This is a genomic window from Pseudomonas sp. Lb2C2, from assembly GCF_052112205.1.
Taxonomy (GTDB): domain Bacteria; phylum Pseudomonadota; class Gammaproteobacteria; order Pseudomonadales; family Pseudomonadaceae; genus Aquipseudomonas; species Aquipseudomonas kilonensis.
This window is the reverse complement of record NZ_JAUTYW010000004.1, coordinates 387,157-403,883: the sequence shown is the minus strand read 5'-3', so window position 1 is coordinate 403,883 and position 16,727 is coordinate 387,157. Positions and strand designations below refer to the sequence as shown.

Below are 16,727 nucleotides of genomic sequence, written 5' to 3'. Positions count from 1 at the left end.
GCAAATACGTTGAGTGCCATTGCCACCAACGCGTAATATCCAAAAACGCCTGTCAACTCGATAACTGCAGGTTCACCAAGCGTACTGACGGCCTCTGCGTACAGGGCGTCATCTACACGACGATCTTCATAGAGCGCCTTTCCGAGATGATAGACGATGCGTTCGTCATCACGCTGAATTCGGGTAAGACCTGCTGCTTGATAGCCTCTATGACAAGGTCTGAGCCCCACGCGCTGCGGGCAATTGGCTCGTGAATTTTCCACTCTGCCTAGGACTGCCACCAGGCAGCAGTGACGAGAATAGCTAGCTCGTTTAATCGTAGTTCCAAGCGCGTACCGTACCTGCAGAACGCACCAAGCCTTTGCGCATGATTGGCAAGCTCAGGACTGTGAATCGACGCGAAAAAACGGGCCGTCGAAGTTGACTCGTGGGTCACTGAGAATATCCTTGAGAACAGCTCTCTGCGAATCTTCCATCTGTTCTTCTGACAGTGTGCTGAGGCGCAATGGATGGTCATATCTGATGCTCCTTTAAGGCCCACCTTCGAGCTACGTCCCCAGAAAATATTTGCAGCGATTACTCCGATGTTTGAACTAAAGCTGCTGCTCGGAGGAGCGCTTAAAAATTACAACCAAGATGAAACCCGCTTGCGGAACGGAATTGCAAGTGAAGGTGCCGTCTGTTTAAAAGGCCGACGCAAGAGCGCGGCCCCTACGAAGGTCACTCAAAAATTGAAGGTGTAGCGCATGATGAAGCGATTTTCGTTAGCACTATCCGCATAAGTTGAGCGGTTCGTCGAGTTACGCCATTGGAACGCTAAGCCTTTGGCAGGCCCACTTTGGATAGCGTATGAAATATCGGTTACCCGTTCCCATTCTTTTCCCTGATCCCCGGTCAGGTGCAGAGCAGCAGCTTGGCGGGTCGTCAGTAGCTCTGGATCTACATCGTCCCCTTTGACATACCTGGTAGTAAACAATAGGCCAGGCAATCCTAACGCCGCGAAATCATAGTCATAACGAGCAAACCAAACTCGCTCATTTGGTGCGGTAAAGGTACTTACCAACGATTCGCCGAAGAGGTAAGAATCAGCACCATTGACGAATGCGAATGGCGTATCGCCCCACGCCTTCTGATAACCGCCACCGAAGGTATGTCCCTTTAGGTTGTAAGCAAAATAGCTACTTAACGTCCGATTATCAACGTTGCCAAGCTTATTTAACCCGCTTTCCCCTGAATCAAAAAAACGTACATCTGCTATTACATTTCCGTCAAGGAATGGCTGCGTAGTTTTCATACCAGCAAAATATGTACGATAAAGATCCTCAAGCTCAGCCGAATGTAAACTTAGTGCTAAATTATTTGCGGGTTTAAAGTCCAAGGCCAAGTAACTATAGTGATCTGCCTCAACCGGAGCATACCCAGTAGCCGTAAGAGATTCAAAATCAGTTGAATTTCTTTGTTTGACCGCATTGATGCGTATCGCTGTCACCGTAAGTCTGTCAATGTCCTTGACGGTTAGTAGGCCACCACGAAAAACTTGTGGCAAGAGCCTGCTATTGTTGCTCCAGAGCAAGGGCATAAGAGGATTGACACCGCCAATCCTAATTTCCGATTTCCCTAAGCGAACTTTTGCCGTGGCAACAAACTTACCGTACTCATCCTCAACATTGCGATCGGAATCAAAAGCAAGCAGGCCAGATCCCGTTCTATCCGAACTCGAATCTAATTTCACGCCGAGTAACCCGAGGGCATCAACACCGAAGCCCACCGTCCCATCTGTAAAACCCGACTGAAGATTTACGATAAAACCTTGCGCCCATTCATCACGCTTGGACTGAACTGCGCCTTCATTTCGAAAATCTCGATTGTAATAGAAATTCCTGAGTTCAAGGTTGCCCTTGAAATCATCGACAAAATTTGCGGAAGCGAAGGGAGCAAACAACAGAGACGAGCAGACACACGCGACTCTTTGAGAAAAATAAAGCATCACTGGCACCTTGTTTTTATTTTGTGCGAGTTATGAACCACTCGACTGTGGTTCATTTAATGAAATTGCAGTGCTTTTCACTTTACCAAGTACAGCGGGGTATAAATATTCCTTTTCGCCGGTTAATTACCGACAACTTCTGACCAACCTCGAAGCAATAGTTCTAGAGAAACCCATAGTAAGCTGAATGCAATCTGGAATCCAAAATCGCATGAGTAAGTAGAGACACTACCCGGCGACCCCATCAAGAATATACAGGTGAGCTGATGAGGATCTGAATCTGAAATCGATAATATCTTCATACTCTGGGGAGTAGTAAAATTCGCGAGCTTTCTCGACGGACGAAAATTCGAGAAAAATAACGCGTGGCACGACTCGCTCACCCTCAATCACTTCAGGCGAATCGGTTGCAACTAAAAATTTAGCTTCGAATTTCTTTATTACCGGCTTCACCCTGCTCATATATTCCTCGTAAAAGGCACTTGGATCGGTAACTGTAAGCTCCGCAAAAAGGTAACCCTTCTTACTCATTTCCACCCCCCTTTTCAAAACAAGTTAATCTGAGCATTCATATGAGGTGGAACCATAGAAGTCCCGCCTCACGCCTTTCTAGATTGCTTGGTGGTTGACTAAAAACCTGCTGGCAAGTGACTTGGCCGCTCGCAGGCGACTGTTCCCATTTTCGCAGGCACTGACATTTCAAACAGCTCAAGATCCGATGAGATAGCTGTTTCATTGTGCTTGAGTCCTGGCGGGATAAATAGCGATTCGCCAGTTTCAACGCGGATAGTGCGCCCGTCTTCAAACTGAAGTTCAATCCAGCCCCGAAGTGCGTATATAAAATGAACATCGCAGATGTGATAATGCCATCCAGTCTGCTCCATTACATCAGTTGCGCAGGTGACCTGCGCCCTAGCTACACCGGCGGTTGCATCGGTTAAGCCAAGATCGCGATATTTGAAAAAAGCACGACGACCAGGAACAAAAGGGGCGTTTTGCGGAGTGACATATGTTAATTTTTTTGCCAGTTCGGCAACAGATTCTGGGAGTTCCAGCGAGACTTTCGATTCAGCTTGCATCTATTCTCTCCTTACTTTATTAGGCGATAATCATGTGGGAAATATTTATACTTCGATCGCCTACGAAATACGCTGCTAAAGCTTCAGCCAACAAGCCTTTTAGATTATCTACTACTGCAGACATGACCAAAAAATGACACTACCGGCCGTAGTACACTATTCAAATAAGCCCTGTGGTATAGAACATCGCAATCACAAAAAACACTGCAATGGTCTTGATGATGGTTATCCCGAATATCTCCTTGTATGACTGTCTATGGGTGAGCCCAGTGACGGCAAGCAATGTGATCACCGCACCATTGTGAGGTAGCGTATCCATGCCACCGCTTGCCATCGATACGACGCGATGCATAACTTCAAGCGGGATATTTGAAGCGTTAGCCGCTGCAATAAGTTGATCGCCCATTGCGGCAAGTGCAATGCTCAGCCCTCCTGACGCAGACCCTGTGATCCCTGCCAGCGTACTTACCGAAACAGCAGCCTTTATTAAGGGATCGGGGAGATATTGGAGAGCACTACTAACCACGAGGAAACCTGGCAGGATTGCTATGACGCTACCGAAACCATATTCAGACGCTGTATTGAGCGCCGCCATAGAAGCGCCGGAGACAGCTTGTTTTGCGCCCGCTACAAAGCGCTCGCGGATCTGCCTAAATGCAACAGCGGCCACAAATAAGATGCCGCAAAGTAGCGCGCCCTGTACTGCCCAAATGGCGGCTGTGCTAGAAGTTTTTCCAGTAATAAGCGTCGGCAACCCTGGAAAAATTTCGGGACTAATTGAGTATAGAGCGCTGTACCAAGTCGGAATGTAGATGGTGAGACAGTAGTTAACAACCCCCACCACTAGCAAAGAAGTCAACGCCAGAATGGGATTAGGTAGATTTGCGGACTGGACACGTTCAGGCTCATTAGTATGAGCCTCGCCATAACCCTCGCCCACCGACATAGCAGATTTGCGTCGATACTCCAAATAGATCAAACCTACAATTAATACAAATATGGAGCCCGATATACCTAGTATTGGAGCAGCCCAAGACGTTGTATTAAAAAAAGTAGTTGGGATTATATTCTGGATTTGTGGTGTACCGGGAAGGGCATCCATAGTAAACGAGAAAGAACCCAAGGCTAGTGCACCAGGCATCAGACGCTTGGGAATATTATTTTGTCGATAAAGCTCCGCTGCAAACGGATATACAGCAAAAACCACAACGAATACAGAAACGCCACCGTAAGTCATCAGCGCACACGCTGCAACAACGATTAAGTTAACCTTAGAACGACCAAAATAGCGGATTGCTGCAGCTACAATTGCCTCTGAAAATCCGGATATTTCAACGACCTTCCCAAATACAGCACCAAGCAGAAACACCGGCAGATACAGTTTCAGAAATGTCGCCATCTTTTCAAGAAATACACCCGAGAAGATGGGTGCGACGGATGACGGATCGACAAAAAAAACAGCGCCGAGGGCCGCCACTGGTGCTACCAGTATGACACTGTGGCCCCGATAGGCCATGAACATGAGGAAACCTAACGCTGCCAACGCAATAAGCACAGACATAGTATATCTCACACCTAATTAGATTTATTATTATTTAAAGCAGACTTCGTAGATTTAACTGATTCTAGGCCCATTAAGAGCCTAGAAAACAAAGCTAGTTAACTCAACTTCCCTGTCTTGCTTACACCGCTCGCGAGATACCCCCCATCCACCGGCAAATATGCGCCGTTGATGTATGCGGCACCGTCAGATAGAAGAAAAAGAATTGTCGCGGTCATATCGTCAAGTACACCAAGGCGGCGTGCAGGGATCATTGAGGTGTACGCCTCAATCGTCTCGGGTGTATAGCTCGCCTCAGTCAAGGGAGTGAGAACCGGGCCTGGGGCAATGGCGTTCGCTGTAACGCCATGAGGTCCTAGTTCCATTGAAAGCTGTTTGGTGAGCCCGACCATAGCTGCTTTAGAAGTTCCATAGGCTGTACGCCCGATCCCAGCACGTACGGCGCTCACTGAAGCAACATTGACAATACGACCATATCCCGCCTTTAACATGCTTTTGCCAGCACGCTGCGAGCACAAAAAAGTACCTGTGACGTTCACAGCCATTACCATGTTGAAAAGCTCCACCGGATAGTCGATGAACGCGTGAATGCCCAGAATGCCAGCGCTGTTGACTAGGAGGTGTGTCGTGTCTCCATACCATTCCTCGGCAGTATTGAACGCGGAATCAACGGAGTTAGCATTCGACACATCAATCAATACAGCAATGGCGTTGCCACCTTGCTCCAAAATGGAGTTTGCGACTTTAGTTGCGTTCTCCAGGTTCAGATCAGCTACTACTACGTGAGCACCTCTTGTAGCCAACGCAACCGCAGCAGCTTCGCCAATGCCCGAACCGCCGCCAGTTACAAAAGCAGTTTTGTTTTCAAAATTCATACCATACACCTCAGGCCATGCTTCTTAATTATTTTAATACGCCAACCATCATTAATTTTTAAATCTGACTATTGGCTGAACTATCGCTGAATCTGACGACCAATAGAAACACTGCGTTCACTATCGGAAGTGGTAATCTGGGAAAAGCTTGATACCGCAACAAAATCTTCTTTGGATAAAATCAACAGAGCCACAATCGAAATCACTCCAGTACCCACATAGAAGTACCACGGCGACGATATATCTCCAGTCATTTGAATTAACCAAGTAGAGATAAATGGAGCGCTCCCACCAAATAAGGCTACTGGAATATTGTAAGCAACCGCAATACCAGTGGAACGGATACGCGTAGGTAGAAGTTCACTCATTGTTGCGTAGGTTGAGGATGCATACAATCCGAATAAAATTGCTACCACCATCAAAGGCAGAAAGAACGAACCTGGTGTCGCACCTTCAGCAACATTAAATAGCCAGTACATCGCCACGGTCGCTGCACAGCCCACAATCAGAAGAAATGGTTTGCGTCCATATCGATCAGTGAACATCCCACCAAACGGCATGACAAACGCAGCAGAAACGCTTGCGATGAAAACCAGAAAAAGAGTCGTTACCGCGTCAAACTTCAATATGCGAGACATGTAGGTCGATGAAAAGGTGAGTACCAGATAAAAGATTGAACTATGAAGCGAAATAATGAAGAACACCAGAGTGACAGCTCGCTTCCATAACCACACTTCTCGCAGTGGAGCTTTGGAGGTTTCACCTCTACTTTGAATAGCTATGAATTCGGGACTGTCTTCCAATTTGAGGCGGATGTACATCGAGACCAAACCCATTGGGCCCGCGACTAGAAAAGGTAAGCGCCACGCCCAATTCTGCATGTGCTCGGCGCCGAGAATCCAAGTAAGTCCGTTAGCGACTACACCCCCCAAAACGAGGCCGAGCACAGCGGTTACCATTAACCAGCAAGTCGAAAAACCGCGTCTTCCTGGGCCTGCATACTCAGAAATGTAGCTTGTGATCGTTCCTATTTCCCCCCCGGCAGAGAAGCCCTGCATACAGCGGATGAGCACGAGGAGAATGGGCGCAGCGATACCAATCGACGCGTAACTAGGAAGAAGTCCCATCAGAAACGTTGAACCTGACATCATAATGAGGACGGTGACTAACGTCCGACGACGGCCTATTTTGTCAGCTAGGGGGCCAAAGAACAGTCCTCCAAGTGGTCGTATAAAAAAACTGAGAGCAAATGCAGCAAAGCTGCTGAGCAAGCTTGTCGTTGGATCATCTGAGACAAAGAACGCATGTCCGATGTAGACGGCTAAGAATCCGTATACACCGTAGTCATACCACTCAATTAGGTGGCCGGAGGTCGCACCGATAAAGGCTCTTCTTCTATGGCGTGCAAGGCTATCATTATGCATCTGAGATTCCCTCTTTTTATTCTTAATGGAAAGTGCAGATCGTTCCTCATAAAGCAAGGAGACTTATTACCACCGTGCAATTTTTTCTTTTTAGCTTTAGCAACTCCAGGTCCTTCTCAGCAGGCGAAGAGCTTCCGCACCGGGTACAAGCGCGCCTCTAGTAATGTTCATGGTGACGGCATGCTTTATTTTCGCTCTCGACCTTTACTAACTCGTTGTTAATTAGAAAACTGGCACTCTCTTACAGAGACATGACAGGTATTCCACTATCAAAACCATCGCAATTTTTTTGATAACAACTACTAAAAGAAACTTATATGATAATTACGAAACACTCCGGTATATCTGTGATGCGTGATATTGACCTACAGATGTCGGTATCTCACGCTCGCCATGACGTTTTCCTAGCTTCGTTTGGTAAGGAGTACCTAGATTGCCGCAATGCCGACAGCTTTCGCTATTCGTGCAACTACGTACAGGGATTGGTAACCTAAGGTTCGATTAGGCTTGGACGAGCACCTATTTCAGGGTGGAGAACGATGACTGACCCAACACGCCAGCAGCTACAAGACCTCGAACGTCTTGCTTTCCAGGTTTCTCCTGCGCCCCAGGTGATTACGGGCGATAGGCGCATACTGGAGCTCAATGATGCATTCGCGACTCTCTTTGGATTCAAGCGAGAAGAGCTGCTCCATGAGCATCTACTGAAGCTTTACCCGTCTAAGGCGGACTTTAAGATCATCGGTGATCGCAGCCTGAATTGGTTAAGGCATGCCAAGAATGGTTCGTACTCAGATGAACGCTTTATGCAGCATCAAAGCGGTGAGGTTTTTTGGGCAAGGGCTAAGGGGTACACGTTGACGCCAGAAGATCCTTTTCATCTCATGGTTTGGCATTTTGAGCGGATTGATCAAGCTGTCCGACCGACCGTCAACCTCACGCCTAGAGAGCGGGAGATCGCCGTTCATATCGTCAATGGGCTCACATGCAAAGAGATCGGGCGTAAATTCGACATTTCACATCGCACTGTTGAGGTTCACCGTGGACGGCTTATGAAAAAGCTGAAGGCAAAAAATAGTGCTGAATTGGTCTCAAAAATAATCGTCTTAAAGTAGATCACCATCCTTTTATTTATTCGCGATGTCGGCACACTGTCGCGCCGTACGCAATCCCATAATTCACGGACATCCAAGTAGTCCTCAGACTGTTGTGACTTGAGCCTCTTTGTTCCACCTGAATCTGAGGCGAGCCAACTTGTCCTTCAAACGCGGTATCGCGGCGATAGCCCGCTAAGCGCCTGATGCTATGTCGCGACGCCGCGTTGACAGCCCTGGGTCAAGGTCGCGATTGCTCGCCCTTGATCTTAACATCCTGCCAATTCCTCGCGTTTTGAAGAATCTCCGGCTCGACACCTGAGAAAACCCCCTTAGCCTCCATATCACCGAGCAACAGGAATCTAAACCAAGCTGTCATGTAGCCATCAGCGTGATCAAGCGTATTGCCATGATCTACACCTCTGCGTCGTGCCATCACGGCGATCGCGTTTCCGGTCAAATCGTCGAAATTCTTTCCGAGGGACGCCAGCGGTGCAATTGTCTTGGCATCAATACCTCCAGTTCCCGCGACCATCATGTAAGGAATCCGAATCTTGCTGACATCATATATCCACCTCTTGTCGATCTTCCATGATTCAATCATCGATAGTGAGACGGCACTTGCGCTGTAAAGTACTCGATAATTTGAACCGTTTGGAAAATCCGTGACTGCGTGGATTGCGCCCGCCCCACCTTGCGAGTGTCCGGCAATGCCTATCTTTTGAACGTCTACCTTGCGGTAGAACAGGCTAGAAGGATCTTTACTTTGAGCAAGTATAAAATCCAGTTCTTTGGCCGAGGATGACCCGAGTGCGCTCCATTCATCGTCATTTCCAGCGACGATGAATCCCCAAGAAGCTAAGTGTTCAAAGATTGGCTCATACCTGGGATACGTAACACCGGTGCCGTTGGCCATGATCACGAGAGGATAGGCCTTGTTCTTCTGTTCCATTTCCGCTGGATACCAAATTTTATAGCTCGGGAACTTCTCCTCGCCACTGCTGAAGGTTCTCGATGCGACCGTGAACTCCCCTAACCCAGTGTACTTCGCCTCAAGCGGCTTGGCAGTCGACACGCCGTTAAAATAACGTTCTTTGACCATTGGTTGGCTCGCGGAGTCACAGCCGACTAGCCCAGCGAAAGCCAGAACAATCAAACCAATATTTGCCAATCTCATCATTACTACAGCATCCCATTATGCGATTTTTCCATCGACAGGCCTCATGTCGACGGCCTGTCCATTCAACGATTTAGCACTCTTCAATCTTTCGATGAGCTCAGGTCGACCGAGCTGGCGCGGCCAAGCGCTTATGTGCGCAAAGACGCGCTTTCAGCGCTGCGCAGACTACCTAGGGCTGCTTGTTTTATATCATTACCCAGCCTGCGATCTTGATTGATTGGTCGTCCAGTCTGGCCTTTTTTTCAAGAGATGGCTGGAGATGAGCAATTTATACCCAATACTGAGTCTCCGATGACTAACCGGTCTGATCCGGAGATTGATACATCACGCATCCAAGTCCGCGTATTGAATGAATCTCTACTCCACCAGGGGCAACTGCCTTCCTTAGTCAAGAGACATGGGACCCAAGTGTATTGGATTCTATGAATTCGTCAAATCCGTAAACTGCCTCCGTGTGTATTTCACTGGAGACGGTACGACCAAATATTTGACAAAGCGAATCAAGAACAAAGAGCTACTAATGGATGTGGGAGAACCACTTCTCCTTCCTTGGCGCTACTGGGAGACTACTTGGACATTTGTTGAGTTTGCGGCCACTTGCTTCTGCTATGCTCCTCATTGGACATCGAAAAAACCGCATAAAACAGGGGCTTGTTTTGGATGATCGTAGGAGTATAGACTTTATAAATCAGCACAATTTCATTGTAAAATATGCACTTGTTCTTCTATGCGAGTCTAGGTGCGGAACCCGCCCATAAGTTGCTGCTGATGATTCGCTAGTAAATTCAAGGATTGACTGATGCTCGCAGAATCTTTCGATTGTCGTGCCAGAACATCTGTGACGTCCCGGATGCTGGATAAGTTACGATTCACCTCCTCTGAAACGACGCTCTGCTCTTCCGCTGCACTGGCAATCTGAATATTCATCTCACTGATAATCTCGATACCCTGATTGATTTTTTGAAGCGCTCCCACAGCACGTTTCACCTGCGCAACACTGCTATCGGCCTGGCTGCGACTGTTTTGCATCGACTGAACCACGCTTCGAGTACCTGATTGAAGATGTTCGATGACGTGTTGAATCTGACCTACCGACTCTTGGGTTCGCTTGGCTAAATGACGCACCTCGTCCGCGACTACCGCAAATCCCCTACCAGACTCACCTGCCCTGGCCGCTTCAATCGCAGCGTTCAAGGCAAGAAGATTCGTTTGCTCAGCAACAGAGCGAATTACTTCGAGGACTGACCCAATTTGCTCGCTATTGTTGGCCAGCGCCTCTACTTGTTGCATCGCCTGATGCATTTCCGTAGCAAGTTGTGTGATGCAATCAGTGGTTCTGTCGATTGTCTGCACACCCTCCTGGGTCGCGAGATCAACATTACGAACCGCTTGAGCTGCTAACGCAGCATTGCGTGCCACTTCCTGCGAAGTCACGCTCATTTCCTGAGATGCAGTTGCGACCTGGTCAACTTCAAGCAATTGTTGCTGCATGCCGCTATTGGTTTGCGTAACAATGTCTGCTGCCTGGTCAGCAGTACGACGGGTGTCATCAACTGATGATTTCACTTGAGCGATAATGGGCTGCAGCTTGTCAAGAAACCGGTTAAACCAACTCGTTAAATTCCCGATTTCATCATGTCTTTCATAGTCCACCCGCCGTGTCAGATCACCCTCACCACTTGCGATGTCCTGGAACATCGCGGCAACACGTAGGATCGGCTGCGTGATGCTACGAGCCAGCATCCATATCAGCACCAATCCTGATAATGCCGCCAAAATACCCACCATGAGTTGAATGCCAGCCGCATCCTTGTTTGCTTTGTCCAGCGCCTCTTTGAGCTGTCGAGCCGAGGCCAGCAGGACCACTTCTGGAACCTGAATGACAATACTCCAATGCTGTGCACCTGGAATGGGGGAAAACGGCATGATGACGACGACGTTCCCGTCACGCTCAAGTACCTCAGGAGTATCACCTTTCGTACTCGCCGAGATTTGTTTTCCAAGCTCAGGATCTACGCTTACCAAAGGCTTTCCCGCCGCTTGGGGCTCACCACTTCGAGCGGCAACAACCCCGTCAGCGCTGATGAAACTTACCTGTGCATTGCCGCCGTAAAGCGCACGGCTGGACCTTTCTACCAGCTCTTGCAGGCTTGCCAAACTTAAGTCCACACATAGAACGCCGAGCACAGAATCACCCCTCATCAAAGGGACTGAAACAGTCGACATCAGCGTCGTGATGCCTTGGGCATTAGTGAACGCATACGGGTTACTTACGCAGTCTTGTTTGGTTTTGAACGCACAGGTGTACCAAAAAGTACCTGGAGTCCCATCATCGGCCATCTCCTTTTCGCTCATGGTATAGCTCGGAACAAGCGTGGATGCGTAGGAAGCGAAACGACCTTTTTCATTCCCTCCATCGGTTTGCTGGTTCGTAAAACGAGCGTCATCGCCATCCAATGCATTGGGCTCGAATCCTACTCCTAAACCTAGTACGTCCCGATTAGCAGCCACTTGCAGCTGCATAAGTTTGAATAGGTCACCACGCAATGTTTTGGTGTCCGAGGCTAATCGCTTTGCTTGTTCACGCTGGAAGATCACTTGGTGCATGACCGTGTCGCCAAAAACCCTACTGGTGACGAATCGTTGACTCACAACTTGGGCTTGCTGCTCGCCCAGCTTGGTCATGTACTGCAATGCCCCCTCTTTGATGGTGAGTGAGCTGGACTCATTGCTCAATGTCGAGATAGCGTCGATCCGGTAGATTGAGAAACCTATCAAGATGGCCGCTACGCCCAACATGCAAATGCCCGCGAGCAGCGTTATGCGAAGCTTTATGGAAAAGCTGAAAATGGACATGTCAACGCTCCGTGAGTTACAACAACTCGTCAGTCATTCGAGTGCATGGTCCTGCTGGCTTTGCTCCCACACGTTGCGGGATAACATCTAAACAAAACGCAAGTGGCGGCCCAACGAAGAAAGCACCACCACTTGCTAAACAGGCGAAGTTAAAGAGCGTCGGCGATCGCTTGGCCTACCTCTTGGGTTGATCCCTGTCCGCCCAAATCACGCGTCTTAGGACCTTGCGCAATGACCGTCTCAATGGCCTGCATGATTGCATCGTGAGCAGCACGGAACTCCGAACCGCCACCCAGGAAATCAAGCATCAACGCACCCGACCAAATCATGGCAATAGGATTGGCGATGTTCTTGCCGAAGATATCTGGCGCCGAGCCGTGGACGGGTTCGAACAGCGAAGGAAATTTGCGCTCCGGATTGAGGTTGGCCGAAGGCGCAATCCCAATGGTGCCCGTGCAGGCCGGGCCGAGGTCAGAGAGGATGTCGCCAAACAGGTTGGACGCCACCACCACATCAAAGCGATCTGGATGCAAGACAAAGCGGGCGCACAGGATGTCGATATGTTGCTTGTCCCATTTGATGTCGGGGTAGTTGCCCGCCATCGCCGCAACACGTTCATCCCAGTACGGCATGCTGATTGCCATGCCATTTGACTTGGTAGCGGCGGTCACATATTTGCGTGATCGTGTCTGGGCGAGGTCGAAGGCGTATTTGAGGATGCGGTCGACACCTCGCCGGGTGAATACCGATTCCTGCAGCACGAACTCATGTTCAGTACCTTCAAAGACCCGGCCTCCTACTGAAGAATATTCACCCTCGGTATTTTCCCGGACAACGATGAAGTCGATGTCTCCAGGCTTGCGATTGGCTAGGGGACATGCCACACCAGGGAATAACTTCACCGGGCGGATGTTCGCGTATTGATCGAACTCCCGGCGAAATTTCAACAAGGACCCCCAAAGAGAAATATGGTCTGGCACTTTGTCCGGCCAACCAACAGCACCAAAATAAATGGCATCGAAACCTTTAAGTTGCTCAAACCAGTCGTCAGGCATCATCTTGCCGCAGGCGAGATAATAATCGCAGCTGGCCCATTCAAAATTTTGAAACTCAAGCTCAATACCGTACTTGGCAGCAGCCTTCTGCACAACTTTAATACCCTCAGGCATCACTTCGACGCCGATTCCGTCGCCGGCAATCGCTGCAATTCGAAACGTCTTGCTCATTACACTTCCTCTTTTGATTATCAAACAGCAATAGCTATTAATTAAATCGACTCAAGCAATAACAAAGCGCGATAAATAACTTTAACTTTACGTTCATCATCATTAATTTAGCCGCCACTGCGCCCATCGCAGCAGCGGCAAAGACAGGTCACCGAGTTGTCAGACTTGATCGCCTAACGAGGACTCCAACCGTGCATATTTCTCGGGTGACCGGACACTTAAGTAAAATGCGCCCAGGAAACCCAGCGCAAACGAACCAAACAACAGCGCCATGAAGAACACCTCAAGTGCGCCTTGTACGCCCAGCAAGACATCGAAGCTGGTCAGGGCAAAATAAAGAAACGGTAGGAGACCTGCGACACTTAACAGCGGCGCGAGAAAGGTGTGCCACATCCGCTTATCCACCTTGGAGCGACGGAAGAACACAAAGATCGCAATACTGGCAATGCACTGGATGGTAATGATCCCGGCCGCACCGACACCGGTAAACCAGGTGAATAGCGTGTCGTAGGGGTTCAGCCCGAGCACCGCGAAGATCGCGACCACTATGGCCACCATTGCAGTTTGCACGTAGCACGCCACATGGGGCGACTTCTGGACCGGGTGAGTCGAGCCCAGCTTCTGGCTGAGCAAACCCTGGCGCCCCAAAGAGTAGAGGTATCGGGCAACGTTGCTGTGGAACGTCACGATGGCAGCAAACAGACTGGTAATCACCAGCACCTGAAATAGCTCGGTCGCCCAACCTCCGAGTATCTTGTCACTGACCCAGAAAATCAGATTGCCCGATTGGTCTTTGGCCACTGCCACCGCTTCATTTGCGCCGATCGCGTTAATGATCAACCAAGCTGTCAGCGCATAAAACACGCCCATGAAAATCACTGCGATGTAGGTGGCAATCGGCACCGTGCGTTTGGGGTCGCGCGCTTCCTCGCCGTAGATGGCCGTGCCTTCGAAGCCAATGAACGAAGCATGGGCGAACATCAGAGCGACACCAATTGCGCCGGAAAACGTCGCGGAGGGGCTGAATGGTTCAAACGAAAACTGGCTCACTGGCACCGCGTGATCGCCAAACAAAATGCCCAGGTCCAGTATCAGGATGATTACCGTCTCCAGCGTGAGCAGGACCGCCAACACCACGGCGCCTGCATGCAAACGCCGTAACCCCAGCCACAGGCACATCGCCATGGCCGTGAAGGAGTAAACCCACCACGGCAAATGGAGGTTGAGTTGCTTGCCGAGTAACTCATTGAGGTAATAGCCGATACCTCCGTACAGACCAAGTTGAATAGCGTTATAGGAAAAAATTGCCAAAGAAGCAGAACCCAGTCCCATGGGGCGACCGATGCCTTTGGTGATGTAGGCGTAGAACGCCCCAGCGTTGGTGATGTGTTTACTCATCGCCACGTAACCCACAGCGAACAGCAGCAGCACCAGGGCGACCGCCACAAATGCGCCGGCGATGCCGATGCCGTTTCCGGAACCAATGATGACAGGGAACAACGCGACAACCACGGTCAGTGGAGCCGCAGCGGCAATCACAAAGAACACGATACCCATGATGCCGATACTGTTTCGCTTAAGGTCTCGGCTATCAGAACTTGGGTTCATGGTCTTTCCCGGTGTTGATCCCGTTAATTCCAGCGTAGCTGGTTTATTACTATATTCGTATGACATCGCTAAAACCCTGTAGGTAGTGAGTTTTTTATTTCGGTAAAGCGAGGCAGTCGTTAAACAAGCAATACTTGGCAGCGTGCCTATATACACCTCGGCACTTTCTGGTTTTTTCGTAGTAACAAGTGTCCTTATTATTGATGAATCGGTGCAGACGTTGTTCGTAGATCCGTCATATTACTGTACCGCGACAACCAAAAGATCTCTCCAGACTGTTCGCGCCCAAATCAAATGCTTTAGAACAGACGTTCATGATATAAGACGTGTATTTATGACTCCAAAGTACAACGTTCAAGTTTGGTCGATATGAACTTCACGTCGAGATACTCTTGAAGTCCCCAGTGACCACCTTCCCTGCCCAGGCCGCTGTCCTTATTGCCACCGAACGGTGCTTGTGCGGTCGATGGTGCTCCATCGTTGACGCCGATCATTCCGTATTCCAACGCTTCAGCAACCAGTTGCGCTCGGGTCAAGTTCCTTGTCCACAGATAGGCCGCCAAGCCGTATGGCGATGCGTTGGCTGCCGCCACCACTTCAGCTTCACTGTCGAACGTAATCAGCGGCGCCACCGGGCCAAAGGTTTCCTCCTGCATGATCAACATTTTTGCAGTCACGTCCTGGAGCACTGTCGGTTGAACATAGAAGCCTTCCATCCGGACACCTCCGGCGATGATTCGAGCACCTTGGGCCACCGCATCGGTGATATGGCTGAGTGCTTTATCGCGTGCATGTTCATCCACCAACGGGCCTATCCGGGTGGACTCTAGCAATGGGTCGCCCACCTGGAGCCGATTGACCGCAACGGCGAGTTTTTCGGCGAACTGATTGGCGATTGAGCGATGGACATAGATGCGATTGGTGCACACACAGGTCTGTCCAGCATTGCGGAATTTGCAAGCCACGACCTCATCTACCGCCGCGTCCAGATCGGCATCTTCAAAAATGATGAACGGCGCATGCCCCCCCAATTCCAGAGACATCCTTTTCAGTGTCTTGGCCGACTGTTCGTACAGACGCTTGCCCACCTCAGTGCTACCGGTAAAGGTGAGTTTGCGAATACGCGGATCATCGAACATCACCTGAGACACCGTCCGCGGATCCGTGGTGGTAATCACCTGCAAGGTTCCAGGAGGGCCCCCGACTTCTTCCCACAGTTTGGCGAAATACAGCGCTGTGAGCGGTGCTTGCACGGGAGGTTTGACAATGGCCGTACACCCCACTGCCAGCGCCGGCGCCAGCTTGCGGGTGATCATCGCCGCAGGAAAATTCCACGGTGTAATGGCATACACAGGCCCAACCGGCTGTTGCAGGGTCGCCAGCCGTTTATTGCCATGTTGGCTCGGCATGCTTTCGCCGCCGACACGCCGCCCTTCTTCGGCAAACCAGTCGATAAACGACGCAGCGTAAACGACTTCTCCACGGGCTTCCTGAATCGGCTTGCCCATTTCCATGGTGATGGTACGGGCAATGCCCTCGGTGTGTTCGATAACGGCGTTGTACCAGGCACGCAGCAGTGCGCACCGATGATGAGCGGTTGTCTGACGCCAGGTCTGGAAGGCGGCACTGGCGGCATCGGCAGCCAGCATCGCCTCTTCAATACCGGCGCTCGGAAGCTCGGCGATGATTTCCCCGGTCGCGGGAGAACGCACCGGGAACCAGCCAAAGGCGCTGATCCATTGACCATTGACGAACATCTTGCGACGACCGCCATCGTTCGAGCCCGGTGTAAAGATTGGAAGTTTCATGTAGTGATCCACCTATTCGGTTATGCCGC

12 protein-coding genes are annotated in these 16,727 nt (G+C 50.0%); 1 reads left to right on the top strand and 11 read right to left on the bottom strand.

The genetic code is table 11. The features are described from left to right. Positions 1-724: 724 nt before the first annotated feature. The 6 genes from Q7F16_RS13805 to Q7F16_RS13780 all read right to left on the bottom strand — a co-directional run bounded on the left by Q7F16_RS13805 (position 725) and on the right by Q7F16_RS13780 (position 6,926). On the bottom strand, positions 725-1,987 hold the full coding sequence (locus Q7F16_RS13805; RefSeq protein WP_409556321.1) for an OprD family porin: 1,263 nt from the start codon (positions 1,985-1,987) through the stop codon (positions 725-727). Positions 1,988-2,215: 228 nt separating this feature from the next. Next, positions 2,216-2,518: a DUF1330 domain-containing protein gene (locus Q7F16_RS13800; RefSeq protein ID WP_409556320.1), complete on the bottom strand. Its 303-nt coding sequence runs from the start codon at positions 2,516-2,518 to the stop codon at positions 2,216-2,218. Positions 2,519-2,616: 98 nt separating this feature from the next. Beyond that, a complete protein-coding gene (locus tag Q7F16_RS13795) occupies positions 2,617-3,066 on the bottom strand; it encodes a cupin domain-containing protein (protein ID WP_082344403.1) in 450 nt (149 codons plus the stop codon). 160 nt (positions 3,067-3,226) lie between these two features. Beyond that, on the bottom strand, positions 3,227-4,627 hold the full coding sequence (locus Q7F16_RS13790; RefSeq protein WP_409556319.1) for a GntP family permease: 1,401 nt from the start codon (positions 4,625-4,627) through the stop codon (positions 3,227-3,229). Between the two features lie 98 nt (positions 4,628-4,725). Then, complete coding sequence (locus Q7F16_RS13785) at positions 4,726-5,502, bottom strand: SDR family NAD(P)-dependent oxidoreductase (protein WP_409556318.1); 777 nt, start codon at positions 5,500-5,502, stop codon at positions 4,726-4,728. A gap of 80 nt (positions 5,503-5,582) precedes the next feature. Next, on the bottom strand, positions 5,583-6,926 hold the full coding sequence (locus Q7F16_RS13780; RefSeq protein WP_409556317.1) for an MFS transporter: 1,344 nt from the start codon (positions 6,924-6,926) through the stop codon (positions 5,583-5,585). 539 nt (positions 6,927-7,465) lie between these two features. Between Q7F16_RS13780 and Q7F16_RS13775 the strand changes: the two genes are divergently transcribed. Continuing rightward, positions 7,466-8,041 carry a response regulator transcription factor gene (locus tag Q7F16_RS13775; protein WP_409556316.1) on the top strand — a complete coding sequence of 192 codons (576 nt, stop codon included), beginning with the start codon at positions 7,466-7,468 and terminating at the stop codon, positions 8,039-8,041. A gap of 220 nt (positions 8,042-8,261) precedes the next feature. On the opposite strand, the gene Q7F16_RS13770 is transcribed toward Q7F16_RS13775, so the two are convergent. The 5 genes from Q7F16_RS13770 to Q7F16_RS13750 form a co-directional block, all read right to left on the bottom strand. After that, positions 8,262-9,122 (bottom strand): poly(ethylene terephthalate) hydrolase family protein, encoded by an 861-nt coding sequence (locus tag Q7F16_RS13770; RefSeq protein WP_409556315.1) that lies wholly within the window; start codon positions 9,120-9,122, stop codon positions 8,262-8,264. Between the two features lie 813 nt (positions 9,123-9,935). Beyond that, positions 9,936-12,056: a methyl-accepting chemotaxis protein gene (locus Q7F16_RS13765; protein ID WP_442092222.1), complete on the bottom strand. Its 2,121-nt coding sequence runs from the start codon at positions 12,054-12,056 to the stop codon at positions 9,936-9,938. A gap of 149 nt (positions 12,057-12,205) precedes the next feature. After that, positions 12,206-13,282 carry a tartrate dehydrogenase gene (locus tag Q7F16_RS13760; protein ID WP_409556314.1) on the bottom strand — a complete coding sequence of 359 codons (1,077 nt, stop codon included), beginning with the start codon at positions 13,280-13,282 and terminating at the stop codon, positions 12,206-12,208. A gap of 159 nt (positions 13,283-13,441) precedes the next feature. Beyond that, positions 13,442-14,890 (bottom strand): APC family permease, encoded by a 1,449-nt coding sequence (locus tag Q7F16_RS13755; RefSeq protein WP_409556313.1) that lies wholly within the window; start codon positions 14,888-14,890, stop codon positions 13,442-13,444. A 332-nt stretch (positions 14,891-15,222) separates the two neighbouring features. Then, a complete protein-coding gene (locus Q7F16_RS13750) occupies positions 15,223-16,698 on the bottom strand; it encodes an NAD-dependent succinate-semialdehyde dehydrogenase (RefSeq protein WP_409556312.1) in 1,476 nt (491 codons plus the stop codon). Positions 16,699-16,727: the final 29 nt, after the last annotated feature.

Coding starts and splice junctions, on each gene's coding strand:
- Q7F16_RS13805 (WP_409556321.1), bottom strand. CDS start 1,987: ATGCTTTATTTTTCTCAAAGAGTCGCGTGTGTCTGCTCGTCTCTGTTG.
- Q7F16_RS13800 (WP_409556320.1), bottom strand. CDS start 2,518: ATGAGTAAGAAGGGTTACCTTTTTGCGGAGCTTACAGTTACCGATCCA.
- Q7F16_RS13795 (WP_082344403.1), bottom strand. CDS start 3,066: ATGCAAGCTGAATCGAAAGTCTCGCTGGAACTCCCAGAATCTGTTGCC.
- Q7F16_RS13790 (WP_409556319.1), bottom strand. CDS start 4,627: ATGTCTGTGCTTATTGCGTTGGCAGCGTTAGGTTTCCTCATGTTCATG.
- Q7F16_RS13785 (WP_409556318.1), bottom strand. CDS start 5,502: ATGAATTTTGAAAACAAAACTGCTTTTGTAACTGGCGGCGGTTCGGGC.
- Q7F16_RS13780 (WP_409556317.1), bottom strand. CDS start 6,926: ATGCATAATGATAGCCTTGCACGCCATAGAAGAAGAGCCTTTATCGGT.
- Q7F16_RS13775 (WP_409556316.1), top strand. CDS start 7,466: ATGACTGACCCAACACGCCAGCAGCTACAAGACCTCGAACGTCTTGCT.
- Q7F16_RS13770 (WP_409556315.1), bottom strand. CDS start 9,122: ATGGTCAAAGAACGTTATTTTAACGGCGTGTCGACTGCCAAGCCGCTT.
- Q7F16_RS13765 (WP_442092222.1), bottom strand. CDS start 12,056: ATGTCCATTTTCAGCTTTTCCATAAAGCTTCGCATAACGCTGCTCGCG.
- Q7F16_RS13760 (WP_409556314.1), bottom strand. CDS start 13,282: ATGAGCAAGACGTTTCGAATTGCAGCGATTGCCGGCGACGGAATCGGC.
- Q7F16_RS13755 (WP_409556313.1), bottom strand. CDS start 14,890: ATGAACCCAAGTTCTGATAGCCGAGACCTTAAGCGAAACAGTATCGGC.
- Q7F16_RS13750 (WP_409556312.1), bottom strand. CDS start 16,698: ATGAAACTTCCAATCTTTACACCGGGCTCGAACGATGGCGGTCGTCGC.